Annotated in this window: 22 protein-coding genes and 1 other RNA gene; 16 read left to right on the top strand and 7 right to left on the bottom strand. The window is 33.5% G+C overall.

What is annotated here, in order from left to right:
- Positions 1 to 12 precede the first annotated feature (12 nt).
- Both BR44_RS03485 and BR44_RS03480 read left to right on the top strand, forming a co-directional pair.
- On the top strand, positions 13 to 1,032 hold the full coding sequence (locus tag BR44_RS03485; protein WP_034550667.1) for a class I SAM-dependent methyltransferase: 1,020 nt from the start codon (positions 13 to 15) through the stop codon (positions 1,030 to 1,032).
- A gap of 11 nt (positions 1,033 to 1,043) precedes the next feature.
- Positions 1,044 to 2,234: an acetate/propionate family kinase gene (locus tag BR44_RS03480; protein WP_034550665.1), complete on the top strand. Its 1,191-nt coding sequence runs from the start codon at positions 1,044 to 1,046 to the stop codon at positions 2,232 to 2,234.
- A gap of 85 nt (positions 2,235 to 2,319) precedes the next feature.
- On the opposite strand, the gene BR44_RS03475 is transcribed toward BR44_RS03480, so the two are convergent.
- The 4 genes from BR44_RS03475 to BR44_RS03465 all read right to left on the bottom strand — a co-directional run bounded on the left by BR44_RS03475 (position 2,320) and on the right by BR44_RS03465 (position 4,871).
- Entirely contained in the window at positions 2,320 to 2,781 is a 462-nt protein-coding gene (locus BR44_RS03475; protein ID WP_034550664.1) for a universal stress protein, read from the bottom strand.
- A gap of 134 nt (positions 2,782 to 2,915) precedes the next feature.
- Entirely contained in the window at positions 2,916 to 3,194 is a 279-nt protein-coding gene (locus BR44_RS03470; protein ID WP_156954880.1) for a hypothetical protein, read from the bottom strand.
- A 120-nt stretch (positions 3,195 to 3,314) separates the two neighbouring features.
- A non-coding RNA gene (gene ssrS, locus BR44_RS11240) (6S RNA) lies at positions 3,315 to 3,502 on the bottom strand.
- Positions 3,503 to 3,599: 97 nt separating this feature from the next.
- Positions 3,600 to 4,871: a replication-associated recombination protein A gene (locus BR44_RS03465; protein WP_034550661.1), complete on the bottom strand. Its 1,272-nt coding sequence runs from the start codon at positions 4,869 to 4,871 to the stop codon at positions 3,600 to 3,602.
- Positions 4,872 to 5,103: 232 nt separating this feature from the next.
- Here BR44_RS03465 and BR44_RS03460 point away from each other — a divergent pair, with 232 nt between their 5' ends.
- From BR44_RS03460 to recD2, 8 genes are all read left to right on the top strand, one after another.
- On the top strand, positions 5,104 to 6,123 hold the full coding sequence (locus BR44_RS03460) for a V-type ATP synthase subunit I domain-containing protein (RefSeq protein ID WP_034550660.1): 1,020 nt from the start codon (positions 5,104 to 5,106) through the stop codon (positions 6,121 to 6,123).
- 72 nt (positions 6,124 to 6,195) lie between these two features.
- Entirely contained in the window at positions 6,196 to 6,720 is a 525-nt protein-coding gene (locus BR44_RS03455; protein ID WP_034550658.1) for a pyrophosphohydrolase domain-containing protein, read from the top strand.
- Positions 6,721 to 9,000: a bifunctional glutamate--cysteine ligase GshA/glutathione synthetase GshB gene (gene gshAB, locus BR44_RS03450; protein WP_034550657.1), complete on the top strand. Its 2,280-nt coding sequence runs from the start codon at positions 6,721 to 6,723 to the stop codon at positions 8,998 to 9,000.
- Positions 9,001 to 9,116: 116 nt separating this feature from the next.
- On the top strand, positions 9,117 to 10,265 hold the full coding sequence (locus BR44_RS03445) for a cysteine desulfurase family protein (RefSeq protein WP_034550655.1): 1,149 nt from the start codon (positions 9,117 to 9,119) through the stop codon (positions 10,263 to 10,265).
- A 98-nt stretch (positions 10,266 to 10,363) separates the two neighbouring features.
- A complete protein-coding gene (locus tag BR44_RS03440) occupies positions 10,364 to 10,705 on the top strand; it encodes a cysteine desulfurase (protein ID WP_034550652.1) in 342 nt (113 codons plus the stop codon).
- 177 nt (positions 10,706 to 10,882) lie between these two features.
- A complete protein-coding gene (mnmA, locus tag BR44_RS03435; protein ID WP_034550651.1) occupies positions 10,883 to 12,007 on the top strand; it encodes a tRNA 2-thiouridine(34) synthase MnmA in 1,125 nt (374 codons plus the stop codon).
- Positions 12,008 to 12,137: 130 nt separating this feature from the next.
- Positions 12,138 to 12,866 (top strand): tetratricopeptide repeat protein, encoded by a 729-nt coding sequence (locus tag BR44_RS03430; protein WP_051912484.1) that lies wholly within the window; start codon positions 12,138 to 12,140, stop codon positions 12,864 to 12,866.
- Positions 12,867 to 12,868: 2 nt separating this feature from the next.
- Positions 12,869 to 15,361 carry an SF1B family DNA helicase RecD2 gene (recD2, locus tag BR44_RS03425; RefSeq protein WP_034550650.1) on the top strand — a complete coding sequence of 831 codons (2,493 nt, stop codon included), beginning with the start codon at positions 12,869 to 12,871 and terminating at the stop codon, positions 15,359 to 15,361.
- 20 nt (positions 15,362 to 15,381) lie between these two features.
- On the opposite strand, the gene BR44_RS03420 is transcribed toward recD2, so the two are convergent.
- Complete coding sequence (locus tag BR44_RS03420) at positions 15,382 to 16,335, bottom strand: diacylglycerol/lipid kinase family protein (protein WP_034550648.1); 954 nt, start codon at positions 16,333 to 16,335, stop codon at positions 15,382 to 15,384.
- Between the two features lie 115 nt (positions 16,336 to 16,450).
- Between BR44_RS03420 and BR44_RS12250 the strand changes: the two genes are divergently transcribed.
- Both BR44_RS12250 and BR44_RS03415 read left to right on the top strand, forming a co-directional pair.
- Entirely contained in the window at positions 16,451 to 16,609 is a 159-nt protein-coding gene (locus BR44_RS12250) for a restriction endonuclease FokI recognition domain-containing protein (protein WP_483771099.1), read from the top strand.
- 227 nt (positions 16,610 to 16,836) lie between these two features.
- Positions 16,837 to 17,469, top strand: coding sequence for an endonuclease III domain-containing protein (locus BR44_RS03415; protein WP_034550647.1), 633 nt, complete (start codon positions 16,837 to 16,839; stop codon positions 17,467 to 17,469).
- A gap of 482 nt (positions 17,470 to 17,951) precedes the next feature.
- Here BR44_RS03415 and BR44_RS03410 read toward each other — a convergent pair whose 3' ends face one another.
- The gene (locus BR44_RS03410) at positions 17,952 to 18,143 is read right to left on the bottom strand and encodes a hypothetical protein (protein WP_034550646.1); all 192 of its coding nucleotides are present in this window, start codon (positions 18,141 to 18,143) and stop codon (positions 17,952 to 17,954) included.
- Between the two features lie 338 nt (positions 18,144 to 18,481).
- Between BR44_RS03410 and BR44_RS03405 the strand changes: the two genes are divergently transcribed.
- Both BR44_RS03405 and BR44_RS03400 read left to right on the top strand, forming a co-directional pair.
- On the top strand, positions 18,482 to 19,342 hold the full coding sequence (locus BR44_RS03405; protein ID WP_034550644.1) for an NmrA family NAD(P)-binding protein: 861 nt from the start codon (positions 18,482 to 18,484) through the stop codon (positions 19,340 to 19,342).
- Positions 19,343 to 19,635: 293 nt separating this feature from the next.
- Positions 19,636 to 22,293, top strand: coding sequence for a cation-transporting P-type ATPase (locus BR44_RS03400; RefSeq protein WP_034550642.1), 2,658 nt, complete (start codon positions 19,636 to 19,638; stop codon positions 22,291 to 22,293).
- 281 nt (positions 22,294 to 22,574) lie between these two features.
- Here BR44_RS03400 and BR44_RS03390 read toward each other — a convergent pair whose 3' ends face one another.
- Positions 22,575 to 22,844, bottom strand: coding sequence for a cation:dicarboxylate symporter family transporter (locus tag BR44_RS03390; protein WP_342668079.1), 270 nt, complete (start codon positions 22,842 to 22,844; stop codon positions 22,575 to 22,577).
- 86 nt (positions 22,845 to 22,930) lie between these two features.
- On the opposite strand from BR44_RS03390, the gene BR44_RS03385 reads away from it, so the two are divergent.
- Both BR44_RS03385 and alaS read left to right on the top strand, forming a co-directional pair.
- Positions 22,931 to 23,812, top strand: a complete 882-nt coding sequence (locus BR44_RS03385) for a YitT family protein (protein WP_034550638.1) — start codon at positions 22,931 to 22,933, stop codon at positions 23,810 to 23,812.
- 396 nt (positions 23,813 to 24,208) lie between these two features.
- The gene (alaS, locus tag BR44_RS03380; protein ID WP_034550637.1) at positions 24,209 to 26,857 is read left to right on the top strand and encodes an alanine--tRNA ligase; all 2,649 of its coding nucleotides are present in this window, start codon (positions 24,209 to 24,211) and stop codon (positions 26,855 to 26,857) included.
- Positions 26,858 to 26,995 lie beyond the last annotated feature (138 nt).

Genomic DNA, 26,995 nt, shown 5'->3' with positions numbered 1-26,995 from the left:
AGGTCGGGCAAAGTGTCTCAAAAAGAAATCGAACGTTTATTTTCAGGATTAGATACTTCCGTTCAATTGTTACAGAAAGAATTAGGTGTTTCATATTTAGAAGGACTTTCTGAGACAGGTGAAAATATTATTGATGGAAAGAAGGCAACGCAAGAAAATAAGTATCCTTCAGACCAAACAGTAAAAATGCTGACGGAACTTTATCAAGAATTGCCTCTAGATAATATGGAACCTGAAGAGATAAGAAAAAGTTTTCAATTAGCGCTGTTAAAAGGTGCGAAAAGTGACCAAGTGCAAGCGAATCATCAGATGACACCTGATGCTATTGGATTTATATTATCCTATTTAATTGAAAAGGTTATTGATATAGATATAAAAAAAATACGTCTACTTGATCCGGCAGTTGGAACAGGGAATTTATTGTCTACCATTTATAATGGATTGACTTTAAAAGAAATTGAGGTTGAAGCTGAAGGAATAGACAATGATGATTTATTGTTGTCATTGGCTCTTATTAATACAGAACTTCAAGGGCAAAGAGTAAAATTAACTCACCAAGATGCGCTGACAGACTTACTTATCGATCCAGTAGATATTGTGGTCAGTGATTTACCAGTAGGTTTTTATCCGATAGATAAGAATGCTAAACGTTTTAAGGCGAGTGCACCTGAAGGACACTCATACGCGCATCATTTATTTATTGAACAAAGTATCTATTACCTGAAAAATAATGGTTACGGAGTGTTTTTAGTCCCTACACAACTATTTGAAACAAAAGAATCAGCTGCATTAACTAAAATAATTCAATCCGAAGCTTATCTTCAAGGCATGCTTCACTTACCAAAAGAATTGTTTAAATCTGAGAAGTCAAGAAAATCTATTCTTTTAATTCAAAAAAAAGGAGATAAAGCAAAACAAGTAAAACAAGTTTTGTTAGCTCAGATACCTGATTTTAAAAACCAAACCTCTATGCATCATTTTATGCAAGAAGTTGAAAATTGGAAACAAGAAAATATAAAAAATGAGAAATAAGGGGTTTTATTATGTCAAAAACAATCGCAATAAACGCAGGAAGTTCTAGTTTAAAGTTTACTCTTTACGAAATGCCAGCAGAAGAAGAAATTGTTTCAGGAATTATTGAAAGAGTTGGTCTAAAAAATTCTGTATTTACAACTAAATACAATGGCGAAAAATATAAAGTAGTTGAGGATATCAAAAATCATGAAATCGCAATACACATGGTTTTAGATAAATTAATCGAATTAAATGTAATTAAAAATTATGAAGAAATTACAGGTGTCGGTCATCGTGTGGTTGCTGGGGGTGAAATTTTTAAAGATTCAGCTCTTGTCACTGATGAAGTAATCGCTCAAATTGAAGGCTTGGCAGAATTTGCGCCCTTACACAATCCTGCAAATGCTACAGGAATTAAAGCATTTAAAAAATTATTGCCAAATATCACTAGTGTAGCAGTATTTGATACATCATTTCATGCGTCTATGCCAGAAGAAAACTACTTATATAGTATTCCAATGAGTTATTATAAAGATTTTGCAGCCCGTAAATACGGAGCTCATGGTACATCTCACAAATATGTTTCAGAACGCGCAGCTGAAATGCTTGGTAAACCATTAGAAGATCTTAAACTCATTACTTGTCATTTAGGAAATGGCGGTTCTATTACAGCTGTTAAAGAGGGTAAATCACTTGACACATCAATGGGCTTTACTCCTCTAGCAGGGATTACTATGGGAACGCGTTCAGGTGATATTGATGCTTCTATATTGCCATTTTTAATGAATAAATTAGGTCTTAGTGACATTAATGAAATGGTTTATATTTTGAATAATAAATCTGGATTATTAGGTCTTTCTGGTGTTTCTAGTGATATGCGTGATGTAGAAGATGCAGCAGAAGCAGGAAATGAACAAGCACAAATAGCTTTAGATATTTTTTATAACCGTGTACAAAAATATATTGGTCAGTATTTTGCCTTATTGAATGGTGCAGATGCGATTGTCTTTACAGCAGGGATTGGAGAAAATTCTCCTGAAACACGCCAAATTATTATTGATGGTATAAATTGGTTTGGAGCAGAAATTGATGAAGAAGCAAATAAAGTACGAGGTAAAGAACGTATTATCTCTACTACCGATTCAAAAGTAAAGGTATTGTTAATTCCAACAGATGAAGAAATTGTTATCGCACGTGATGTAGAAAGATTACGTAAGTAATTGACTTATTTAATGAAATAAAAGCAAAATAAAAGGGGCATTAAAAAAGTTTTAACTTTTTTAATGCCCCTTTTATTTTAATAAATTATGATTCCGGAATATTATCTAAACCAGTTCTAACAATTAATACATCACATGAAGCGTGTCTAATAACATACTCTGAAACGGAACCTATAAAAATACGTTCAACAGCATTTAAACCGGTTGCTCCTAAAAGAATTAAGTCAATATTTTTGTCTTCCGGTATTTGTTTTGCGATTAAAACTTTTGGTGAACCATATTCAATAGAGTAACTAATATCTGCAACTCGGTGATTCTTAGCATAGCGAACATATTCTTCTAAAGTTGTAGTAGCTTGTTCCTTAGCTTTTTCAGCCATAGAACCATCAAAGGTTGAAATACTCTGAAAAGCTCTAGTATCAATTACATGTGCTAAAATTAAAGTAGCATTATTTCGTACAGCAACTTGTACACCTTTTTTAAAAGCAAGTTCAGCTTCTTTTGAACCGTCAATAGCAACCAAAATCCGATTATACTGTTGTAACATATAAATCACTCCATTCTAATTAAATTATTGAACTAGTTAACAAGTACTTCTATCTATGATTATTGTACCTCAAATAAATTCGTTTTCATAGAATTTGTATTCAATAAAGTAGATAAAGTGTTCATATTAAGAATTCACATAAAAAAGTTCAAGGCAAAAATAAAAATCATCATAAAAAGACTTACTAAACCTAAGAATCCAAATGAAAGCCAAACAGGATGATAAAAAATTAAAGCTAAACTAGCAATTCCAGAAAAAATAAATAGTATTCCAAAAATAAGAAAAAGGTTTTGAGCATATTTTTTTCTCTCAGCATGAAGATTTGGAATAAAGATAGTCGCTTTACCACTTATTAAAAAATAAGATAGGGATAACAAAAGAAAGGCGAAAATTCCGAATAAAATTTGTAACAACATACTGGATGTTCCTTTCTGTAGATAAGTACTTTTAATCACTTTAAAATAAAATAGAAACGACAAAATAGAAAAAAGCCACTCAATAAAGAATGGCTTTCAAAGTTTTTCAACTTTAATAAGAAATCCGGTGATGCCGTTTATACGTCCAGGTTGTATTGAACCCGCAGTTAGCAGGTGGGCTCCACTGTCAAACGTCTAACTACCAAGTGAAAAGGCATGTTATTTGTTTGAATCAGTTTGGATCCCAAGGTAATATTAATTGTTCGGTCAACACATGTTGGACATGACGAGCATCTCAGAAATCTTATCTTTATATTAGCATACAGCTAACAAACTGTCAATAATTCAGTAATGCTTTCGATTCAAAAAACATACCTACAATACAACAAAGAAACCGCTATTTTATTCTTTTTTTTGGTTGATCTTATTGTATTGACGTGCTAATGCATCTTCATATTTCCCAGTGTGGTTAGGGTGATAATAAATAGATTTTTTTAATTTATCTGGTAGATATTGCTGATCTACCCATGCTTCTGGATAGCTATGAGGGTATTTATAAGTTAAACCACGACCTAAATTTTTTGCACCTTTATAATGAGAGTCTCTTAAATGATCAGGCACATCTCCACTTTTTCCAGAACGTATATCCTGTAAAGCTGCATCAATTGCAACGACTGAAGAATTTGACTTTGGTGAAAGGCACAAGTCGATAACCGCAGTAGCTAATGGAATTTTGGCTTCTGGAAAACCAAGTCTTTCGGAAGCATGGATAGCTGTGACAGTCCTTTGAGCAGCAGATGGATTAGCTAGCCCAATATCTTCGTAGGCAATCACCATTAATCTTCTAGCAATAATAGGCAGATCACCGGCTTCTATTAGACGGCCTAAGTAATGCAAAGAAGCATTTACATCGCTGCCACGAATAGATTTCTGTAATGCTGAAATAACGTCATAATGAGCGTCTCCGTCTTTATCATGAGTCAATGCTTTTCGTTGAATACATTCTTCTACAATATCTAGAGTGATTTGAATTATCCCATTCTCATCGGGATTAGTTGATTTAACTGCTAGTTCCAATCCATTAAGAGAACTCCTTAAATCGCCATTAGTTGTTCTTGAAAGGTGTAAGGTAGCTTCATCTGTAATATTAACAGTATAATTACCTAAGCCACGTTCTTTATCTTCAAGAGCAGAAGTTAAAGCTAGTTGTATATTTTCTATAGAAAGAGGTTTTAATTCAAAAATCTGAGCTCTACTTCTGATAGCAGGACTGATAGATATATAAGGATTCTCAGTTGTTGCGCCAATTAAAATGATTCGACCACTTTCTAAGTGGGGCAGCAAAAAATCTTGTTTAGGTTTGTCTAGACGATGAACCTCATCAAGCAAAAGAATCACCGAACCACTCATCTTTGCTTCTTCAGCAACAATTTGTAAATCCTTTTTAGTATCAGTAGCAGCATTTAATATCCGAAAAGCATATCGAGTGGAACCTGCAATAGCGCTAGCAATACTTGTTTTACCAATACCTGGAGGTCCATATAAAATCATGGAAGACAGCATTTTTGCATCAACCATCCGTTGAATGATTTTTCCAGGCCCTACTAAATGACTTTGTCCAATAACTTGATTGATGCTTGTAGGACGCATCCGGAATGCTAAAGGTTTATTCATATTTTGCACCTCCATAATAATTACCTTAACAGTATATCATTTAAAGACTTCAGCTTCTACTTATAACGAACGTTTGTTTGCAGGATAGTATAATTAAAAATGAGAAAAAGTAAGTAATGTTCCCTATTATTTTAAAATTATGCTATCATTAATTAGAATAACAAGTTAAGTAATTTAATAGCTAAATAAAAAACTTTCCTAAGGACTTTCGGGTTATGAAGGAGTGAAAAATTTGATAACAAAGCTAACAAAAAGGAAAGTTTCATCCTATGTTGTACCCGTGAAATCAAGCGTTCAAATAGAGGCTGAAATTGAAGCGGAAGATATCTTGAATGAAGCTTATCACCAAACTAACAGTATCTATCGCCAAGTTCAAGAACAACTGGTAGAATTTAGAAGTCTTACTAAAGAATATAAGAAAAGCTTTTATCAAGAAGAAAGTAGTAGATTGCAACAGTTGGAAAAAAAAATTACCGCATTAGAAATAGTCTATGCAATCAAACATCAGGCTCTAAAAAAAATATTTGAAAACAAACAAATAAAAATGGATGACATTCTTGTGAAAAAATCTGATGAGATTGAAAAAATACTGAGTGTAAAAAAAGAAGAATATCAGAAAGATATAATAGAGAATCTAAAGTACTTAAGAGAAGAAAATGAGGCATTTATTTTTTATCAAGAGCAAGAAAAGGCTAGTTTAGAAAATAAAGAGCAAGAATTATTTTTAACTATACAAAAAATACAAGACAACTATAAATTGAGCGAACAAGAACTGAACAACCAACTAGATTATTACAAGGAGCTAAAAAAGTTAAAGCAAACTAGAGTGTTTAAAGTTGGGATAGTGATCCTTTTCTTAGCTACAATAAATATTGTACAGTTAACTTTTTCTCAACCGCAAAGATTGCTTGAAACCATTTTCCCTTTATTAATAGCCTGTGCGACAGTATATCTTTTATCTATTACAATATCAGAAGGTAAAAAAGAGAAAAATCAGCATAAGCTGCTTCAGCGCAATCAATTTTTAATTGAGCAAAACTTGGAAATTAAAGAGGGAATTAAATATATAGAGGAAGATTTGAAAAAACTATTAAATGAAAAAGCCAGCTTAGAAAAAATAGATCGTTCTTTTGGAGATAATTTTCAGTTTCTAAAGATTATACAACAAGATTTAAAAGAGTCAGAGATGAAGCGTAAAATTTTAGAATCAGAAAATGCAGCATTAAGGAAACATTTAATTTCACAAAAATAAAATAAGAGTAACATTTTTAATCTATAACATAATTATTTTATAGATATGAAAGGAATAAAGGTAAATTCAATCATGAAGGAATCATCTACATTTGAACAAGTACAAGCATTCCATGAAGTTTTTAATCAACCAAAAAATACTAGTCCGACAGCACTAGTGCCACAAGAAGCGTTACACCGTGCGGCATTTTCAACAGAAGAAATATTAGAATTTTTGTATGCAAGTGTAAAAGGGGACTTATCGTCATTTGAAAAAATCGTTTTCCAATGGGAACAGTCTGTTGTTAAAACGATTACTAAAATAAAAATGGAAAATAAAGAAGTCAAGTCGACTTTAGTCGGGCAAGTTGATGCATTGATAGATGCGAACTATTTTAATTATGGTTCGTTTGTTTTAATGGGTGTAGATCCAAGACCTATTTCAACTATTGTGCATGAGGCTAATATGGGGAAACGATTTCCTGATGGAAAGCCTCATTATCGAATATCAGATGGCAAAGTATTAAAACCAAAAGATTGGGAACAACTATATGCTCCAGAAAAAAAAATCAAAACTGAAATTGAAAGACAAATCAAAGAAAAAAGAGGGAACATATAGATGAAGACAATTAAAGAAAATATAAAAGAACTTAAAATAAATCACGCTTTTTATAAAGCTATTTATGGTATAGAAAAAGAAGGGTTACGGGTTTTGAATACGAGTACACTGTCTTTAACTGAACACTCAACTCAATTTGGAAACCGTTCATTCCATCCGTATATTCAAACCGATTTTAGTGAATCACAATTAGAATTAATTACTCCACCACTTAACTCCATTAGTGAAACTAATAGATGGTTAAGTGCGATTCATGATGTTGTACTAAGAACTATTTCTAAGGATGAATTTATTTGGCCGATGAGTATGCCAGTTGTTTTACCTGAAGAATCTATTATACCTATAGCAAACTTAGATAGTGAAAAAGATGTAGCCTACCGTAAACATTTAGCGGATAAGTATGGTAAAAATAAACAGATGTTGAGCGGAGTTCATTATAATTTTGAACTTGATAAAGAAATGATAAAACAATTGTATTTAAATCAAACGGAGTATGTAGATCTCGTTCATTTTCAATCCTCTCTTTATTTAAAATTAGCAAGGAATTTTTTGCGTTATCGATGGGTTTTAACCTATTTATTAAGTGCTGCACCTGTTGCAGATTCTTCCTTCTTTAAGAATAAAAAATGTGAAATAGACCCTCCAAAAAAATACATTAGAAGTATTCGTAGTAGCCACTTTGGTTATGCTAATTCAGAGGATGTATCTATTTCATTTGAGACGGTTGAAAAGTATGTTGAAAATTTAGAAACAGCTGTAAACGAAGGTATGTTATCTGAAGAAAAAGAGTTTTATTCAGGTGTACGTTTAAGAGGAACCAAGAAAGCTCGTGAGATGCTGCAGGAAGGTATTTCTTATGTAGAATTAAGAATTTTTGATTTGAACCCTTTTGATGCTTTTGGGATATCTGAACAAGATATGCAGTTCATTCATTTGTTTTGTATGCTAATGATTTGGAAAGATGAGTCAGCAACAATGGAAGAAGTTGAAAAAGGAAAAGAAATGAGCGAGATAGTTGCTTTAGAAAATCCTTTTGAGGCTACTCAGTACCATAAAGAAGGAATGGATCTTATAAATCAAATGTTTGAAATGATTCAAGAAACTAATGGTTCGCTTACTCAAACTAACTGTATTCAGCATGCCAAAGAACAATTCGAAAAACCAGAAACGACAATAGCCGCTCGAATGGTAGAAGGTATTGAAAACAATGGAACCTATTTGTCTTTTGGGATGCAATTAGCTGAAAAATATAAAAAAGAATCTCTTGAAAAACCTTACATGGTAAGAGGGTTTTCAAATATGGAATTATCAACTCAATTGCTTATTTTTGATGCCATTCAAAAAGGTTTAATAGTAGAAATTTTAGATGAAACAGAACAATTTTTAAAATTGAGTTATAAAGACCACGTTGAGTATGTGAAAAATGCTAACATGACATCAAAAGATCAGTATATCGCTCCTTTAATTATGGAGAACAAAACGGTTACGAAAAAAATACTTGCTGCCAAAGGGTTTAATGTACCAGCAGGGGAAGAATACCATAATAAAAAAGAGGCTGAAGAAAATTATTGGCTGTATAAAACTAAAGGGATCGTGATAAAGCCTAAATCGACTAATTATGGCATCGGTATCTCTATATTTAAAGAAGGCGCTGATTTAGATGATTATCAATCAGCTTTAGACTTTGCCTTTAAAGAAGATTCGACTATTTTAGTAGAAGAATTCATTGAAGGAACAGAATACCGCTTTTTTGTTCTAGATGGTCAAGTAGCAGCAATATTATTGCGCACGCCTGCCAATGTAATTGGAGATGGAGAACACACAATAAAGGAATTAGTCGCAGAAAAAAATAAAAATCCATTACGTGGAACGAATCACCGTGCGCCACTTGAAGCGATTCAATTAGACGAGATTGAACAATTAATGTTAAAAGAACAAGGATATACTATAGATAGTATCCCTAAAAAAGATATCCAAGTATACTTGCGTGAAAACTCCAATATGAGTACAGGTGGAGACTCCACTGACGTGACGGATATCATTGATGACTCTTATAAAAAAGCAGCGATAGAAATGACCGAAGCAGTAGGCGCAAGGGTTTGTGGAGTAGATTTAATAATTCCAGATTATACTCATATCTCTACAAAAGAAGCTCCGGGATATACTGTCATTGAAGCGAATTTTAATCCTGCAATGCATATGCATGCCTATGTATCAAAAGGACAAGGGCGACCATTAACAATGGGCATTTTGAAGATGCTTTTTCCAGAAATAATTTAAGGCACAAAAAAATAGATAAGAGAGATTCGACAAAAGTCGTTGGATGTCTCTTTTTATCTTCATATCAACGAATATTGTTGTTACTATAACAGAAAATATGAAAAGGGAGGATAACAATGGAAAGATTTTATTTTGACTACGCTGCAACTAGTCCAGTACATCCAGAAGTAATAGAAGTTATTTATGATGCGATGAAAAATCATTTTGGTAATGCTTCTAGTATTCACTATTTTGGAAGAGATAGCCGGCGAATTATGGATAATGCCAAAATGGTATTTGCTCGAAGTATTGGCGCTAAACCAAATGAAATTGTTCTAACAAGCGGTGGAACAGAGAGTGATAATACAGCTATTATAGAGACCGCATTTGCTCGAGAAAAAGAAGGCAAACACATCATCACAACAGTCATTGAACACCATGCCGTTTTAAGACCAATGGAGTATTTGGAAACGATGGGATTTGAAGTTACCTATCTTCCTGTTAATAAGTTTGGCATGATTGACTTACAAGATTTAAAGGAAGCATTAAGAGAAGATACCATTTTAGTTTCTATTATGTATGGAAACAATGAAGTAGGATCAATATTGAATATTGAATCAGTCGGGAAGATCATTAAGGAAAGCCTATCTACGGCGTATTTTCATACAGATGCTGTTCAAGCATATGGATTAGAAACAATAAATGTGAAAAAAGACTTCATCGACTTGTTATCCACTTCGAGTCATAAAATAAATGGACCTAAAGGAATTGGATTTATATATATAAGTGAGACTATCCATTTGCCAAGTTTTATGCTTGGTGGAGAACAAGAGATGGAACGCAGAGCAGGAACGGAAAATATTCCCGCAATAGCTGGATTCCAAAAAGCGGTAGAAATCGCACAATTAAAAAAAAACACACGTAAAAAAGATTATCAAAATTTTAGTAACCATTTGTTGTATCGCTTAAAAGAGGGTGGTGTTGAATTTGAAATAAATGGTCATCCTGACAACAGATTATTGCATATCATCAATATCTGGTTCAAAGATGTCTCATCAGAACAATTATTGCTCTTAATGGACTTAGCTGGCATTGCTATCTCTGCTGGATCAGCTTGTACAGCCGGAAATATTAATCCTAGTCATGTTCTAATGGCTATGTATGGTGAAAAAAGTCAGAGGGTAAACGAATCTGTTAGAATTAGTTTTGGAATAGAAACAACTATAGAATTGATTGATCATTTAGCAGATGAATTAATTAGAGTAACAACAAAATTAAAAAAATAAATAAGTGATTAGTCAGTAAGATTTAATAGGTAATTATGATATAGTAGATAAGAATAAATTTAATCTGAAAAGCAAATATAATAGATGAGGTGAAAGGATTGGCATTTGAAAAGATAGCAAAGCTACAAGGTTCAAATGATGTATATACACTTAGTCCTGACTTAAAAAAATATACATTAAGAGATAACGCTTTTGAAGAATTGAAAACAGGCAATTTCCAATATCTTCGCACATTATCTGGTGATTCTATGGTTAACCAAGAAGTAAAGTTGAAGATTGTTATCTCCAATGATTTATCTAAATTAAAAATAGCAACAACTACTATGAATGGTCTTAGAGCCGTTAACATTTATACAGGCGATACTTTTAAAGAAATACGTGAAAAACACGAATTTATTATGCAAGAATTTTTAAACAAAGGAATTTTCAAAAAAAAATAAAATAAGCGAAAAAAGCATTAAAAATGGGTTTATCCATTTTTAATGCTTTTTTTAGATAAACTGCAAGCCCAGTTATCTTGCTTTCTTTCAAAAAGTTAGTATAATGAACTAGACTGAAAAAATACGACCTTCAAATCGTTAAGATTTTCAGAATCTATTTGAAATGATGGTGAAAGTATGAAAAACAATAGCAACACACGCGTTGTGGTAGGAATGAGCGGCGGAGTAGATTCTTCTGTTACAGCTCTATTGTTAAAACAACAAGGTTATGATGTAATTGGAATTTTTATGAAGAATTGGGATGACACCGATGAGTTCGGAGTATGTACAGCCACTGAAGACTATAATGATGTTGCTCTAGTTGCTAACCAAATTGGTGTTCCATATTATTCAGTAAACTTTGAAAAACAATATTGGGATAAAGTATTTCAATATTTCTTAGATGAATATAAAAAAGGACGGACACCTAATCCTGATGTGATGTGTAATAAAGAAATTAAATTTAAAGCCTTTTTAGACTATGCCGTCGAATTAGGAGCAGATTATGTCGCTACAGGCCATTACGCTCAAGTAGAAAGAGACGAAAATGGTGTCACTCATATGTTGAGAGGAATCGATAATAACAAAGATCAAACTTATTTTTTGAATCAATTATCACAAGAACAATTGGCTAAAACGTTGTTCCCATTAGGTAATATGGAAAAAAGTGAAGTTCGTAGAATCGCGGAAGAAGCTAACTTAGCAACAGCTAAGAAAAAAGACTCTACCGGAGTGTGTTTTATTGGAGAAAGAGATTTCAAAAAATTCTTGATGAATTACTTACCAGCTCAACCTGGTAAAATGATGACACCAGATGGCGAATTAAAAGGAACACATGATGGCTTGATGTACTATACAATTGGACAAAGACAAGGATTAGGAATTGGTGGAGGCGGCGCTTCTAGCGAGCCATGGTTTGTTATTGGAAAAGATTTAAAAACAAACACATTGTTTGTTGGTCAAGGATTCCACCATGAATGGTTATATGCTACACGCTTAGATGCTACCAATATTCATTTTACAACAGATGAAACAAAAGCAACGACATTCAAATGTACGGCTAAATTTCGTTATAGACAAGCGGATACAGCTGTTACAGTCCATTTAAATAAAGATGGAACGACAGCTAAAGTTGAATTTGATGAGCCTGTTCGTGCAATTACTCCTGGGCAAGCCGTTGTCTTTTATAAAGAGATGGAATGTCTTGGCGGAGGTACAATTGACGCTGCTTACAATGCATCAAGAGAATTACAATACGTATAATACTCTAAAGAAGACGGGCTTGTGTTTAGTCCTGTCTTCTTTTCTAATTTTAAAAAATGTAAACTGACAGAATATAGAAAATTATCTTTGTTTGGTGTAAAATGATAAGAGTTATAAAGGAGTGAGCAAAGTGAACCTAAATCATAAAGCTTTTCAATTATGGGAAAATGGTCAATTGAATGAGGCTGTTCAGTTATTATTTGAAGAGATTGAAAAAAACGATGAAAATAGTGATAGTTATTGCAACTTAGCCAGTATTTTTATTTTAGCTAAAAAATATGATGATGCTCAAGTTGTTTTAGAAACAGCTCATGAAAAATATCCGAACCACATAGAATTACTTTATACATTTGGCAATCTATATTATCAAAAAAATAATTCTACACTTGCTTTAAAGTACTTTTATCAGGTATTTAATGGGAATGAAGATAGCTTGAAAAAAGATGCGACAATTATGATAGGTCAGTGTTATTTACTATTAAATGAACCCAAAAAAGCATTAGTTTATTTAATAACAGCTTATGAAAATAATGAAAAAGATAGTTCAATTATGATTTTATTAGGTGATTGTATGATGCAAACAAGTCACTTTAAAGAAGCCAAAAATTATTATATGAAAGCTTGGGAAGTATCACCTAAAAATGATGAAATTTTGTTTAAACGAGGTTTGGTAGGAGCTGCTTTAAAAGAAGAACCAGAAATTTTTAATGATTTTTTTGAACAATCAAAAAAACTAAATCCCAAAAAATATCAAAAAAGACTTCAACAAATAAAAGATATTGAGACCTTTATTTATAGTCAAAAAAATAATACACAACCAATAAATGAAAATGAATTAAACGATCGAAAGGATGGATAAAAATGGCTGAACAAGAAAACTTAGCTTTATTTTCAGCGGAAGAACCATATATAGTGGGACAAACCGTAGCCATATTTTATCAAAATCCAACAAATTTTTATAAAGTTTTATTAGTAAAGGTAATGGAAACAAATACAAACTATGATGACAAAGAAATTGTGATTACTGGAAGTTTCGGTCAAGTTCAAGAAGAAGAAAGTTACCGATTCTATGGAAAAATAGCCGACCATCCCAAATTTGGGGTTCAGTTTAATGCACATCGTTATAAACAAGAAAAGCCGACCTCTGTAGTTGGAATAGTAAATTATCTTTCCAGTGATAAATTCCCAGGCATTGGTAAAAAAACGGCAGAAAATATTGTGAAAGTACTAGGAGAAGAAGCTATTGATCGAATAAGTGATGATCCTGCTATTTTAGAAGAGATCACTGGTTTAAATGATAAAAAAAAAGCGGTTTTAGTTCAAACTATTCAAGCAAGTGATGGAATGGAAAAAATTATTATTGGATTAAATAGCTATGGCTTTGGAAGTCAACTAGCATTTAATATTTATCAAACGTACCAGAATGAGACATTAGAAATTATTCAAGAAAATCCTTATCAATTAATTCAGGATATTGAAAATATTGGATTTAAGAAGGCTGATGCTATTGCTGAACAACTTGGTTTTGCAGCTGATTCGCCTGCTCGATTAAAAGCAGCTGTTTTTTTTGCTTTAAATGAATTATGTTTAAGCCAGGGAAATACTTATATATTAGCAAAACCTTTATTAGAAGAAAGTCTGCGAGTTCTAGAATCAAGTCGATCTTTCATTATTGATCCAGATGCAGTTGCTTCTGAATTAGTACATCTTGTTGAGGAAAATCAAATTATTGAAGACAACAAAAGAATATACATTAAATCTTTATATGCATCTGAGTGGGGAATCTCTTCATCAATAAAACGATTAATGGATCGTAAAAAAATAAGTTATAAAGCGCATGACATACCAAAAGAAATTAGAAAATTAGAAAAAAGATTGGCTATTTCGTATGGTAAATCCCAATTGAAAGCCATTGAAGAAGCGATGTTATCTCCAATATTTATTTTAACAGGGGGACCAGGTACCGGGAAAACAACTGTTTTAAATGGGATAGTTTCCTTATTTGCAGAATTAAATGGTCTGTCTCTAGACCTAAATGATTATACGGATAAAGCTTTTCCTATATTGCTTACCGCACCTACAGGAAGAGCGGCCAAAAGAATGAATGAAACGACTGGATTACCAAGTAGTACAATTCATCGCCTTCTAGGATTAAACGGAAGAGAAAGTAACAATGAAGACCAACAATCTGAACGTGAATTAGAGGGTGGGTTATTAATTGTGGATGAAATGTCGATGGTAGATACTTGGTTAGCTAATCAAGTATTACGGGCAGTTCCTCAAAATATGCAAGTTTTATTAGTGGGAGATAAAAATCAATTGCCATCTGTAGGTCCAGGGCAAGTGTTGCATGATTTGATTGATGCAAAATTAATATCAAGTATGGAGTTAAGTGAAATTTACCGTCAAGAAGACGGTTCTTCAATTATCCCATTAGCTCATAAGATTAAAGATGGCCAATTGCCAACAGATTTTTCACAAAATAAAAAAGATCGTTCACTAATTACTTGTAATGCTTATCAAATTGAAGAAGTTATTAGTCAAGTCGTAACTAAAGCTAAAACAAAAGGATACACACAGCAAGATATACAAGTTTTAGCGCCAATGTATCGTGGACCAGCTGGGATTGATGCGTTGAATAAAATGATGCAAGAAATTCTTAATCCAAATGATACAGGAAGACGAAAAGAAGTGAAATTTAATGATAAAGTTTATCGAATTGGAGATAAAATTCTACACTTAGTAAATAATCCTGAACTAAATGTGTTTAACGGAGATATGGGTGAGATAACGAGTATCGTATACGCAAAAGAAACAGATGATAAAGTGGATGAATTAATCATTCAATTTGATGCAAATGAAGTAACGTATAAAAGAAACGAATGGAATAAGATTACGCTTGCTTATTGCTGTTCTATTCATAAATCTCAGGGTAGTGAATTTAAAATGGTTATCTTACCTATGGTGCACAACTATGGTAGAATGCTCAGACGAGACTTATTGTATACTGCTATCACGAGAAGTAGTGAGTTATTGATCTTGTGTGGTGAGATTAGTGCATTTCAAGAATGTGTAGTAAAATCCTCTGCTACAAGATTGACTACATTAAAAGAACGGCTTTGGGATAAAGATGTTGTTATGTTAGATGAATTACAAGATAAAAAAGAAGATAGTAGTATTGAGGAAACAACAACTAAAGAAAAAACTTCTCCAAAAATTTTGGAAGAAGAGATTTCATTATTCGAAGAAATAGGGGTAAAAGAAGATAAACCAAAATCTTATCGATTAACCATAGATATGATAAGAAAAAATACTATAAATCCGATGATAGGCATGGAAGGAATAGCACCTTGAGTCATCGCCTATTCTTACTATTAGATCCAGAAATAGCGAATAGAGGATTGAATCGATAAATTCACAGATTTTCCCCCTAAAAATTCCCCATCTGCTTGGACATCTGCTAGCTGATTTGAAAGAATCTCAATATGAGTGCCTTTCAAATAATGGACATCTTTGTGATTTAAATGTCGTCCACCGCTTAACAGTAAAATAAAAAGAAAAATAATTTTAAAAACAGAAACCTTTTGCAAAACAATTAAATCAATACAATTATCATATGGCGAAGCTTTTGGAGATATTCCAATTCCACCACCAAAATAAGGGTGATTATTAACGGTAACTAAAAAAGCTTTAGGAAATATCAAACGGACGTTATCTACTTTGACTTCAATCGGAAATCCTTTTTGTTTAAATAAGACAATAATTAATGAAACTACGTACGTCAAAGAACCCATTTTGATAGTATTTAGTTTCTTTTTTATTGTTGATAAATTGGCGTACTTAACCGTAGCAGCATCAAATCCCACTCCGATATTATTTACTGCATACCCTGTTTCATTTGAAAAACTTTCATAGAAATGAAGGATATCTATTTTTTTAGGTTCTTTACAATTTAATATTTGTTCCAAAGCTTCAGTTACATTCTTTGAAATGGTTAACCCTTTTGCAAAGTCATTTCCTGACCCAGCGGGGATATAGGCTAAAGGAATATGTTTTTGTTCTTCTCCAAGTCCTGTAAGGGCCTCATGTAATGTTCCATCTCCGCCTACGATAAGCAATAAATATTTCTTTGTAGTGAAGTTGATGTTTTTTTCATTTGAAAGATTTGCAGCTAATTGTATGGTATGGCCTGCATATTGAGATGGGTATAAATTGAAATCAATCTTTTTTTTATTTAATAATGTTATTAACGCGGTGGATACTTTTTTTCCATTACCTGAACCAGAAAGTTCGTTAACGATAATATGAATTTTAGTTGGGTTGATCATAGATACTCCTTTATAAAAATGCTTTATAAAAATTTATGATTAAGTATAAATGAATTATAAACTAAAAAAAAAAAAAAGTAAGTAAAATAATGAAAGATTCTAGTTTAAAATAAAATTGAAGAATCTGGAAGAGTTTAATGGTAGAACTCAATTTAAAATAGCTTTAGATAATGAATCATTAATTATTACTTACTCTGACTTAGTAGGAACAGGTACTAGCATTAGGGCAAACACTAAGAATAACTTTTTAATTCAAACAAGTATAAATGATTAAGGTAATAAGCGGGGCTTTATTGAGAATCAGTTTAGTGACGGTTTTCTAATAATGCCTGAATGCCTGAATTTCATATAATACAATCGTATTGAAGATACTACTGGAGAAACCTTTTTTACTCTGCTGAGTTGGAAGTTTTTTGACTGTTAACTATCAGGGAGTTATTCTTATTTGTATTTCTCTCAAAATAGTGTAAAATTTAGGGACTTGAAAGATAAAGGGTTGAGATGAAATTGAGTACAGATATAAATAAAATAAGAGTGTTAAATAAACTCGTCGCCCATTATGGAATTCAAAATTGGTGGTCGGATGAGAACCGCATAAAAGACTGGGTTTCGATGATTCTGATTCAGCAAACAACGCAGGAGAATGTCGAAAAAGCCTTGGAACAGCTTGAACCGTATTTAAGGGTGGACAAATTGTCTGACATGGAAGAAGAGAAGCTCCAGTTACTGATTCGACCAGCGGGATTTTACAAGCAGAAAAGCACTTATATTAAAGAACTCATGATATGGTTTGTCAGTCATGGAGAAGATTTTGAAAAGTTTGAGCTGTATTCTGATGAGACGTTGCGGAGAGAATTACTGAGTATCAAAGGTGTAGGTCCGGAAACAGCGGATGCGATGTTGCTGTATATCTTCAATCGAAATGTGTTTATTGGTGACCAGTATGCAATTCGTTTGTTTAAGCGGCTAGGATTTGGTGAGTTTAAGAACTTAGGACATATGCGCAGAGAGTTTAATCACTTAGCAGAAAGTGTCCCAGTTGAGTTATGTAAAGAATGGCATGCAGCAATTGATGAGCATGGAAAAGTATTTCGTAAAAATAAAGAGGTGGATGAATCGTGGTTACTCTCTTAATCCACAAGTGAAACTAGCTTAATTGATGATATAAAAAAGCTTCCATAATCTGTACCAACCTCTAGAAGTTAGACCTAAAAAATCTAACTTCTAGAGGTTTTTCATATCATGAAATAGACAGGTAGTTTTAAATTCAAAATTGTACAAGCATATTTATGTGGCGAAGATGGATACGCAGTGTTAGCGAATTGATTTGGAATTTCACACGCCTATCGATTCCTGGATTGTTAGCTTCTTAAATATTAGAGGTAAGACTATCTCCTACCATAAGAAATTCAGTTTTATTATCCGTATTTAAGGTATCAAAAATATGTGTGAAGAATTATGGGTCGGATTTTTCCACTCCGAATTCTTCAGAAGTGAAGATTTTTTCAAATAAGTAGATTAAATTGGCATCTGCCAGCCTTTTTCATTGTTTCTTCGCAACACTATTTATTCCAGCATATATCGGATATCCGTTTTTCTTTAAGGTCGGTAACAGTTCATGCGTATGATTCATCTTCTGTTACCCTTTCCCAAGGGATGATCGCCTGTTCCAGTTTTTGCCATAAGCAATGGTTAATTTCTTTAGACATGTAAACAGTTTCTTCGGTATGGGGAAGGCTATAGGTATCAATAATCTTTTTCAGGAATTGTTCTTTTGCTTCCCAGAATTTCAGTACTATGTTATCCAAATCAAAAATTATTTCCTTGTATCACGTTAGTTATTTATTGCTATTTTGCTGTAATCATTAAGCACTATCTCGAATTATTTTTATCTAATATGTCTATTTTATCAATGTGCCAACTTAAGTACAAATACTTTTTTTGTCTGAATAGATATCGCTTAAAGAACTGCTTATATTGTATAAAGTTCTATTTAAAAAGAAATTCTCTGAACTATCATATTTCTACCTAATAAAATACTTTTGTCATATACTATAAGTAATCTCAAGTAAATAAAGGAAGAAACGATATAGCTACAGGTGAAAAGAATATTTTTTTAAAAAAAGTAGAGAGAAAGGAGACCGTCATGCGTTATACAATTACAGGAGCGACGGGTCATCTAGGTACTGAAGTGCTGAAGGTCGCCACTGAAAAACTATCTATTGAAGAATTACGAATATCGATTCGCACTATCAAAAAAGCTGAGAAATATAAGCAAATGGGAGTGGAAGTGAAAAAAGCTGACTATTCTAACAAGGCAGAACTTGTCCTTGCCTGGCAGGATACGGATGTCCTAGTTTATATTCCCAGCATTGTGCATCCGAGCTATGAACGGCTACCAGAAATCGAAAATGTTGTTCTAGCTGCTGAGGAGGCAAAGGTGAAACACGTCATTTTCGTGAGTTTCTATGCGGATCAGGAAAACAATCCGTTCCAAATGAGTCCTTTCTACGGCTATGCCACCAGACGTCTGGCCTGTTCATCGCTCTCATATACGATATTGAAAAATGCGATGTATGCCGATCCTTTGATTAATTATCTTCCAGAACTCATTGAACGGGGAAATGTCGTCTATCCTGTGCCTCATGAAAAGGTCAGTTTTATTTCCCGAGAGGATAGTGCTAAAGCTATTGTGGAAGTTGCAGCAGACGCTTCCCTTCAGAATAAGACGTATACACTGACACAAAATCGTTCTTATACTATGAGAGAACTGGCTGATACACTCAGCAAAGTATCTGGCGAAAAGATTGGATTTTCCCCAATGTCTCTAAAGAAGTTTGCTCAGACTTACGATGAACCAAAAGGATTTGGTGGCCTCTTAGTTTCCATGTACGAAGCTGCCAACTGTGGACTGATGGATATCGTTACGGAGGATTACCGTACAATTATGGGACGTGAAGCAGAATCGCTCTCCAGTTATCTTAAACGACACTATCCAACTAATTAAAGTAAACCTATAAAAAAATCACTTATTTTAAATCGTTCATGATTCATATATGAGTAAGCATATATAAAAAAATAGGATGGAGTAAAATCCATTCCTATTTTTTGAGTTTTTTTTCGAGCCAATTTATTTATCATAGATAGGCTAAATAAGTTTCAATGCAATAAGATAACATGAGAGAAATAAGGTGTCTTAACATGTTATGATATCTTATATAAAACTTTTTTCAAATTAAGGTCAAAAAGAGACAAAACTTACTCCAAAGAATCAGATGACTAAGAAGGGAAGGGAATGTCATGGCTGAGACTAAATGGTTTCATTTAAGTAGTGAAGAAACAGAAAAAGAAAAACAGACAAACAGTCGAACAGGATTAACTTTAGAGGAAGTCGAAAAACGAAAAGAAGAGTACGGATTAAATGAATTACCTGAAAAAAAAGGTATACCCGAGTGGTTGAAATTTTTGAAACATTTTAATGATGTGCTTATTTATATCTTATTGTTTGCTGCTGTTGTTACACTTGTTTTAGGTCACTATGTTGATACTATTGTTATCTTACTTGTTGCTATTATCAATGCTGTGATTGGATACATTCAAGAGAATAAAGCAGAAAAAACGCTTGAAGGAATCAAAAATATGTTGTCCCTAGAAGCGGTCGTTCTTAGAAATGAACAGAAAAAAGAAGTAAATGCGTCAGAGCTCGTACCAGGAGACATTGTGATACTCAATTCTGGAGACAAGGTCCCTGCAGACATTCGGCTGTTTCGTACAGAACGGCTAAAAGTAGAAGAGTCCTCTTTAACAGGAGAATCAACGTCCGTAGAAAAGCAAACGGCTGCTTTAGAAAAGGATACACCCCTTGGGGACCGAACAAATATGGTGTTTTCAGGAACAATGGTTTCCTCAGGGACTGCAAAAGGCATTGTTGTTGAAACAGGAGAAACAACAGAATTGGGTCAAATTAACCGATCTATGAGTGAAGTGGAAGAAATGAAGACACCATTGCTCAAACAAACGGCTAAATTCGGAAAAACGATCTCAATCGTAATTCTTTCTTTGGCCACTATGTTATTCATAGCTGGCATAGCTATTCATGATTATGACTGGGGCGAACTTTTACTATCCGTCATTAGTTTAACAGTCGCTTCTATTCCTGAAGGGCTTCCTGCTATCTTAACTATTATTTTGGCATCAGGTGTACAATCCATGGCACGTAAAAATGCAATCATGCGCACACTTCCGTCAGTAGAAACGCTAGGTGCTGTAACGGTTATTTGTTCAGATAAGACAGGGACACTTACAAAAAATGAAATGACGGTGCAATCGGTAATCACTAGAGAAAATAGCTATACTGTAACAGGATTGGGTTATGCACCGGAAGGTAAGATAGTAAACGAATTGGAAGATAAAAAAGATGTCGATGAAGATAGAGACTTGAAAGAGTTACTCACCGTAGCCAAAACAGTAAATGAGTCTGATATTTATCAAAAAGATGATGAATGGCTCGTGAGAGGAGACCCAACGGAAGGGTGCCTAATAACACTAGCAGAAAAAGCAAGTACCTCTATTGATGCACTTGAAATAAACTCTAAAATTCCATTTGATTCAGAATACAAATATATGGCAGGATTAGTCGAAGAAAACGGACATAAAAAGATCTACATTAAAGGTGCGCCGGATCGTTTATTTGAAATGGCTGATTTGGATTCAAAAACACGTGACTATTGGGAAATACAAATGAATAAACGGTCTAAAAAAGGTGAACGTGTTCTCGCAATGGCAATCAAAGAAATCTCGAAGACAAAAGAGCACATTGATCATGAGGATATTCAATCAGGAATAACGATACTTGGACTTACAGGTATCATTGATCCACCGCGAGAGAATGTTATAAAAGCCATCAAAGTCTGTAAAGAAGCGGGTATCCAGGTTAAAATGATTACAGGAGACCATAAAGAAACAGCCTTGGCGATTGCCAAACAGCTAGGGATTACCGATCAAGATAACGTCTGTGAAGGACGTGAGCTAGAAAAGATGTCCGATACAGAATTACAAGAGATTGTGGAAGAGGTTGATGTCTTTGCACGAACGAGTCCTCAAAATAAATTAAAACTGGTAGAAGCATTGCAAAAAAATGGACACATTAGTGCCATGACCGGTGATGGTGTGAACGATGCACCAGCACTGAAACGAGCAGACATTGGGATAGCTATGGGCATCAAAGGGACAGAAGTAGCTAAAGAAGCCTCCGAGATGGTTTTAGTGGATGATGATTTTTCAACCATTGTTAATGCGGTAAAAGAAGGTCGAAGAGTATATGACAACTTAAAGAAAACGATCCTCTTTATTTTACCAACTAACGGTGCTGAAGCATTATTGATTACGACAGCATTATTGGTAGGGATTGAAGTACCGTTAACACCGGTGCAAATTCTTTATGTTAATATGATTACTGCTGTAACAATCGCTTTAGCTTTAGCTTTTGAACCTTTAGAAAAAGGCACAATGTCAAAACCGCCACGTGATTCTAATCAAAGATTGTTAAGTCCTTACTACGTCTTTCGTATCCTTTTTGTTTCCATGCTTATTGGCGGATCAATCATGTGGGTTAATCTAGTTTTACTAGCAGGATATGATGTTGAAATATTGAATACGGTGGCACTACATTCACTCGTTTTAGCTCAGTTGTTTCATTTATTTAATGTAAGAACTGAACGTCACTTCAGTTTGAATCGTCAATTTTTTAATAATAAAGCTGCTTTTCTAGTATCGGGTCTGTTGATTATTTTCCAACTATTAGTCACCTATGTCCCGTTCTTAAGCAACGCATTAGGACTTTACCCAATTCGTTTGAATGATTGGATTTACCCTATTGTTATAGGGATTGGTGTCTTTATAGTAGTAGAGATAGAAAAATTCATTACACATAGTGTCCTAAAAATAAATAATAGATGAATGATTATAGGTCAGTAAATGAGAAGTATAGTAGTTATTCAATCAGTTAAAAAGATAATAGAAAAAAGAAGGAAGAAGGAAGTGAGGCATGAAATAGTTGGACTCGAATCGCTTCACGAAAAAGCACAAGATAGTCGAAGACCAGTGAACGTCGGGGATGTTTTTAGAGGATGTTCTAGAATGAAAATCCAGATATATGAAAGAGGTGGGGACATTGTAGTGATCCCCGCTTCTTTTTTACATAGATAGGCTATTTTATGACGTTAGTTACTGACACGTCGTTAAGTTTTACTTTTAACAGGTTTAGTTCTTTTCAAAATATAGTTATGATAGGTTTTATTAATTATAAGTGCGATGACATTGTTACTGGAAACGTTTGTTGCCGTACCAAAACTATCTTGAGTAATGTAGAGCGAAATAAATAGATTCCCTAATAACCCGGTTGGATCAATACCAACTGTATAAATAAACGGAAAAGCGCTCATAATAGCCCTATTTGGCGTAGCAACCAGTGCAACATCTTTTAATCCATTTATTTGATATAATTCAATTATTTTTTCAAAAATCAGTATAAAAAGTCTACTTTAATGATAGAATAGTCTGTAGTTTGAAAAGTCTAAAGAAAAAGGTGTTTATAGTGAGAAAAAAATTTAAAAAAGATCAGTTTCCTCTGCATATAATCGACATCATCTTTATTGTGGTCGGTTCTTTTGTTGCAGCAGTTTCATTCAATATATTTCTTTTGCCAAACTTTATTGTATCAGGTGGTATTAGCGGTATAAGTACAATTTTGAATAGTTTATATCAATGGAACCCCTCAGTTGTACAATTAGCATTTAATGTCCCGCTATTAGTCTTATGTTTTATCGCTTTGGGTAAAGAAGCAGGTTTTAAAACAATTTTAGGAAGTTTAATTTTACCAGCATTTATTGGTTTATTAAATTTTATGGAACCTTTAACAATGAATCCATTATTAGCAGCAATATTTGGAGGCATCACGACAGGAATAGGCTTAGGGTTTGTTTTTAAAGCTAAGGGATCTACAGGCGGAACAAGTATTATCGCCCAAATTATTCATGTGTACTTAAAATTACCTTTGGGTACAAGTATGGCTTTAATAGATGGAGTTGTTATTTTTGCAGCGTTGATAGCATTTGATGCAGAAACGGTTATGTATTCCATTATTTCGTTGTTTGTTATTAGCCGGACGATTGACATCATTCAAGTTGGATTCAATAGATCTAAGAATGTAATGATTATCTCAGATCAAGCTATTGAAATTAGAGCAGCTATTTATCAAAATATAAATAGAGGTGTCACTAATTTACGAATTACTGGAGGATACGGAAATAACAAAAAAGAAATGCTGATGTGCGTAATAGGTGAGCGTGAGTTTACTTATTTACGAGAAACAATCTTAGAAGTAGATCCAGATGCGTTTGTTGTAGTAATGAGCGCTAGCGAAGTCTGGGGTAGAGGATTTACAATGGCTAAGGATTCTACAATCGAAAATGTATAAGTCTGTTTAAAGAAAAGTCAGGTCACCATAGCGCTATTAAATTTTCTTTAGTGAGTTCAATCATTCATTGGTTTGTTATTGACTTTTAGTAAAAGTTCTCCTATAATTTAAAACGATAGCGAAAAGGACATGTTTTTTTATATTTTAACCTTTAGAGAAGTTTTCCAAGGCTGCAAGAAAACTGGTAAGTTAAAGAAATGCTCCCTTTTTTAATACTATAGTAGCAATACTATCGTTTCTCACGTTATAGAGACTTAAGAGGTAATGAATAGGTTGAATGACATCATTGCAAACAAGGTGGTACCGCGCTTACATCGTCCTTGTCTAGCAATGTTGTTGTTTGGCTTTTTTTATACTCTTTTTTTAAAAATAAGGAATTCGAAAGGAAGAAAGAAAATGAAACAATTAACTAGTAACCAAGTTCGTCAAATGTTTTTAGATTTTTTTGAAGGTAAAGGTCATAAGGTTGAACCTAGTACTTCACTTGTCCCGTTTGAAGATCCAACATTATTATGGATTAACTCAGGTGTAGCAACACTAAAGAAATATTTTGATGGTTCTGTTATACCTGATAACCCTAGAATCGTAAATGCTCAAAAAAGTATCCGCACAAATGATATCGAAAATGTAGGGAAAACGGCTAGGCATCATACGTTATTTGAAATGTTAGGGAACTTTTCTATTGGAGAATATTTTAAAGAAGAAGCAATTGTTTGGGCATGGGAATTTTTGACAAGTGATAAGTGGTTAGCATTAGATCCTGAAAAGCTTTATGTAACAGTTTATCCAGAAGATAAAGAAGCTGCTAAGTTATGGAGAGACAAAGTCGGTCTTAGAGATGACCATATTATCGAAATTGAAGATAATTTTTGGGATATTGGAGTTGGACCTAGCGGACCGGATTCTGAAATTTTTTATGATCGTGGAGAAAAATTTAATCACTTATCAAAAGATGATCCTGAAAATTATCCGGGCGGTGAAAATGAAAGATGGCTCGAAATATGGAACCTAGTGTTTTCTGAATTTAATCATAAAGAAAACGGGACCTACGAACCACTACCAAATAAAAATATAGATACAGGTATGGGACTTGAAAGAGTAGTCTCAATTCTACAAGATGCTCCTACAAATTTTGAAACAGATTTGTTTATGCCTATTATTCGTGAAACTGAAAAATTAAGTCAAAATAAATCTTATGGAATAAATAAACAAGATGATATTTCATTTAAAGTAATCGCAGATCATTTACGCGCAGTAAGTTTCGCGATTGGTGATGGTGCACTGCCTTCAAATGAAGGACGTGGATATGTTTTACGAAGATTGCTTCGCCGTGCAGTGATGCATGGTAAAAAACTAGGAATTGATGAAGCATTTATGTTTAAATTAGTTCCAGTTGTTGGAAATATTATGGATTCGTTTTATCCTGAAATTTTAGAACAGCAAGCCTTTATTGAAAAAGTGATTAAAAATGAGGAAGAACGTTTTCATGAAACGATTAATGACGGCTTATCAATTCTAAATCAACTTATTTCGGAGTTGAAAATAGCGGGTGAAAATAAAATTACTGGAAAAGATATATTTAAATTATATGATACTTTTGGATTTCCTGTCGAATTAACCGAAGAATATGCTGAAGATGAAGGCCTATCAGTCGATCATGAAGGCTTTATCAAAGAAATGGGAGCTCAACGTGATCGTGCGAGATCAGCTAGAAGTGATGGGAAATCAATGGGTGTACAAACAAAATTATTCTCAGATTTAGCTGTTGATAGTATTTTTATTGGTTATGATCAAACTTTAGTAGAAGCAAGACTTGAAGTAATAGCAACAGATGAAGAATTAGTTGAGACAGCTAAAGCAGGCGAAAAAGTTAGAATGATTTTTAATCAAACCCCTTTTTATGCTGAAATGGGTGGTCAAATTGCAGATAAAGGTTTATTGCTAGATTCGGATGGAAATACAATTGGAAAAGTAATAGACGTTAAGAGAGCACCAGCTGGTCAATCCTTACACATTGTTGAAGTATTGAGTGATGTGCTAGTAGGCCAAACAATGAAACTAGCAGTGGATAAAAGCTTGCGCAATAAAATAACGCGAAATCATACAGCTACTCATTTATTACACCGTGCTTTAAAAGACGTATTAGGAGAACATGCTAATCAAGCGGGATCACTAGTGATGGCGGACTATTTGCGTTTTGATTTCACTCATTTTGGGCAAGCAACTCAAGCAGAATTAGATGAAATGGAACACAAAGTTAATGAAAAAATTTGGGAGTCTTTAGAAATTAAAACAATAGAGACCACTATTGACGTAGCACGTGAAATGGGTGCAATGGCACTATTTGGTGAAAAGTATGGAAATGAAGTTCGTGTGGTCAGTGCAGGCGATTATTCAATAGAATTATGTGGTGGAGTTCATGTGAATAACACTGATGAAATTGGGCTATTTAAAATTCTTTCAGAATCTGGCATAGGAGCAGGTGTTCGAAGAATTGAAGCTATTACTAGTGAAGCAGCCTTTCATTATTTGCAAACACAAGAAAGACGTTTGAAAACAATAGCAAGTCTAGTAAAAGCTCAACAAATTAAAGATGTAGAGAGAAAAATTCAACAGTTGCAATTAGAGTTGAAAGAAACCCAAAAAGAAAATGAATCATTACAGTCGAAATTAGCCAATGAACAGGCAAGCGATATTTTTGATGAAATTCAAACAGTAAATGGTATTAGTATCGTCACGGCACAAGTAGATGTTAAAGACGTGAGTCAGTTACGACAACTTGCCGATCATTGGAAACAAAAAGCTATTTCAAATGTCTTAGTTCTTGGTTTTTCAAAAGGTGGAAAAGTTAACTTGCTGACTGCAATCGATCAAGAAACTATCAAAAAAGGTCTAACTGCAGGTAATTTAATTAAAGAAATTGCACCATTAGTTGGTGGCGGCGGTGGTGGTCGTCCAGATATGGCACAAGCTGGAGGTAAAAATCCTGCTGGACTAACAGACGCATTACAAGAAGTAGCAGATTGGGTAGGAAATAATAGTTAAATCTTTCTTTAGCAAAGAAAATAGCAGTTAAAAAAGTTTGTTTTTAATTGGTTATTTAATCTAAAATGAAGCTATTTTATAATAAAAACGAAAAATAGTTTCATTTGTTTATAGTTATTGTAGTTTGAAGTCCTTTCT

Source organism: Carnobacterium funditum DSM 5970 (genome assembly GCF_000744185.1).
Classification (GTDB): Bacteria; Bacillota; Bacilli; order Lactobacillales; family Carnobacteriaceae; genus Carnobacterium_A; species Carnobacterium_A funditum.
The sequence above is the reverse complement of the archived record's forward strand: the minus strand, read 5'-3'. Positions and strand labels throughout refer to the sequence as shown.

Coding starts and splice junctions, on each gene's coding strand:
- BR44_RS03480 (WP_034550665.1), top strand. CDS start 1,044: ATGTCAAAAACAATCGCAATAAACGCAGGAAGTTCTAGTTTAAAGTTT.
- BR44_RS03475 (WP_034550664.1), bottom strand. CDS start 2,781: ATGTTACAACAGTATAATCGGATTTTGGTTGCTATTGACGGTTCAAAA.
- BR44_RS03465 (WP_034550661.1), bottom strand. CDS start 4,871: ATGAATAAACCTTTAGCATTCCGGATGCGTCCTACAAGCATCAATCAA.
- BR44_RS03455 (WP_034550658.1), top strand. CDS start 6,196: ATGAAGGAATCATCTACATTTGAACAAGTACAAGCATTCCATGAAGTT.
- gshAB (WP_034550657.1), top strand. CDS start 6,721: ATGAAGACAATTAAAGAAAATATAAAAGAACTTAAAATAAATCACGCT.
- BR44_RS03445 (WP_034550655.1), top strand. CDS start 9,117: ATGGAAAGATTTTATTTTGACTACGCTGCAACTAGTCCAGTACATCCA.
- mnmA (WP_034550651.1), top strand. CDS start 10,883: ATGAAAAACAATAGCAACACACGCGTTGTGGTAGGAATGAGCGGCGGA.
- recD2 (WP_034550650.1), top strand. CDS start 12,869: ATGGCTGAACAAGAAAACTTAGCTTTATTTTCAGCGGAAGAACCATAT.
- BR44_RS03420 (WP_034550648.1), bottom strand. CDS start 16,335: ATGATCAACCCAACTAAAATTCATATTATCGTTAACGAACTTTCTGGT.
- BR44_RS03415 (WP_034550647.1), top strand. CDS start 16,837: ATGAAATTGAGTACAGATATAAATAAAATAAGAGTGTTAAATAAACTC.
- BR44_RS03405 (WP_034550644.1), top strand. CDS start 18,482: ATGCGTTATACAATTACAGGAGCGACGGGTCATCTAGGTACTGAAGTG.
- BR44_RS03400 (WP_034550642.1), top strand. CDS start 19,636: ATGGCTGAGACTAAATGGTTTCATTTAAGTAGTGAAGAAACAGAAAAA.
- alaS (WP_034550637.1), top strand. CDS start 24,209: ATGAAACAATTAACTAGTAACCAAGTTCGTCAAATGTTTTTAGATTTT.